2 protein-coding genes are annotated in these 2240 nt (G+C 32.5%); both read right to left on the reverse strand.

Annotated features, from left to right (window positions below; all coding sequences use genetic code 11):
• Positions 1–571, reverse strand: a 571-nt coding sequence (locus AC1DPQ_RS25550; protein WP_477611286.1) for a phosphoribosyltransferase-like protein, incomplete at its 3' end; no start/stop codon positions are given.
• Positions 572–777: 206 nt separating this feature from the next.
• On the reverse strand, positions 778–2240 hold a 1463-nt coding region (locus tag AC1DPQ_RS25555; protein ID WP_477611287.1), incomplete at its 5' end, for a hypothetical protein.

Below are 2240 nucleotides of genomic sequence, written 5' to 3' on the forward strand. Positions count from 1 at the left end.
CTTCAATATTCTGCTTTGCTTTATCCATATAGAAAATACCAGCGAGGTAAACACACTTAAGCTCTTTAAATTCTGGTGCTGACAACTCGCTAATATATTTGTAATATTTAATAAAGGTGTTTCCTGTTCCAAAAAAATCATCAAAAAACACAATGGAGGTATTGTCGTCAAACGTAGCCTCCTTTGCCAAAGATTTATTGAATATAAACTTCGCCCGCCCCGAATTTTCTAATGAATGAAAAAGAGCAGATTTGTTAATGTAATAACTAAAATGGGCAGCACTCTTTCCATATTTTGAAATAGGATAGAAATAGATTTTATTATTCTTTGGAACGAGATTAATTACCTCTTTTACTATACGATCCGCTTCAAACCTTAGATCATCTTCACTAACATAAGTTAATTTCTGAAGTATCTCCAGCGCATCAATTTTATCGTTATCTTCAAAGTTATCAAGCCATTTACTGATATCTTTCCTTGATTTTCTATTATCGATTCTATCTACGATTAAATCAACCTCATCATTGAAAACCGTCAATATTTCTTCACTAGATATTTGATTAAGAGCCATAGATGAACTAATGTATTCATTTTTTCATAACTATAATAATTTGGTCAACATATTTTTAAGCTGGAATTAGACAGACCACCTAAATGTTTACTTATTGCCTAACGAAGTAAATAATAAGCTATTCCTTTGTGTTAAATAGATATAAGAAGTAGATAGCTATAATAGGATAACAATCTACATTTTTATCGATGGTTTTTAGCTTAAATTTACTGCGGTATGGGAACTTTCCTCAGGGTCGAGCGAACTTTATCAAAACCTATTTCACTAAAATCATTATTAATTTTTTCCTCAACGTCAATATCTTTCACCTTCAGTTTACCAGATAGATAGCTCAGTTTACGCTTGTTCATTTCGATCAATTGGCCCCATCTCATGACTGATACAGTAATATTTTTGTTTTCATTTTGAAAGTAGAAATAAGGATTATCTCTAGGCTTTGGAATTCCACTAAGTTGGAATTTGGTATCCTTATTGATTTCAGAACTTATCAAAATAATATGAATGTTCATATCTTCAGAATAAAATGAGCTCTCTTCTATTTGGCGGGCATACTTCATTGCCTGTTGAATCTCCAAATTACTTAATTTAACCTTTGGAGCTTTTAGCTCTACAACAAGAATTTCTCTTTTAACCCCATCGATAGGTTTTTCACTATATAAGAAGAGATCTGTTATAGATTTAGCCTTACCAGTAACATCTGTACTTATATTATCCTCTTTTTTATCTGCCTTATAAGTAAGGGTCGCCTCTCTGAGTTTCTTCAGATTATTTTCGAGATTAGTATCTGAAAGTAAGGCCGTATTATCAAGATATTGTTCACCGAAAATCCAGACCATTTTTTCAAGAACCTTATGAAGTTCTTTTCTTTCGGCAACATGTTTGGAAATTTCCGTACAAGTCAGCTTCTCTATAAAATTGAGATCTTCCAATTTTTTGGATACCCGCTCAGAAAATTCAATAATATCTTCAATTTCAGTGCGGTTAAGAAGATTATTAAATTTTTTAACCGTCTTATTTTCTAGCCTAAGAATTTTTTGAAGAATTTGATCGAGTTCTCCAGTTATAATAGTTCTATTGATCAAAGGATACACTATCTCTCTTAGGGTCTTGTTTACCGTAAATAGATTATATCGTTCTTCAACTAAATAGGCTACTTTATCGAAAAGAACAACCTTAGATTTTGATGTTGCATTGCTAGGATCGTTGTAAGGATAAAAACTATCTTTTCTTAACTTAACAAGAAAATCATCATATTTTTTATTTCTACTTTTGAAGAATTCGTTAAGCCTGTCCTTTATAAAAAATTTAAAATCCTGTCCTCGATTATCCATTGCATCAAGATCCAAGTTGCGGTATAAGTCGGTTTCAAGGTTATCTGAGTGGATATAGACAAACCATCCCTTTGAAGTTGGATCGAGCCAATCCGCTTCAAATTGGAATCCGCCAACAATGGTGTCAACACCTGCGTTTTTCGTAGTCAGGAAGATATTGATTTCGTCGTTCGTAGATTTTAGTTGAAGAAAAGTAAAAAATAACGCATGATCCTTCCCCTTCCGATCAGTGTAGGTAAGAGCCAGCTTTGTGGGTTCACCTTGAATAAAGTCTTCAGGATTTAATATTTTGCCGTTTATCCTAAATTTTACAGTCTTATTAAAGATAACAATTGGAT

This window comes from Pedobacter sp. 01T416_2 (genome assembly GCF_056398925.1).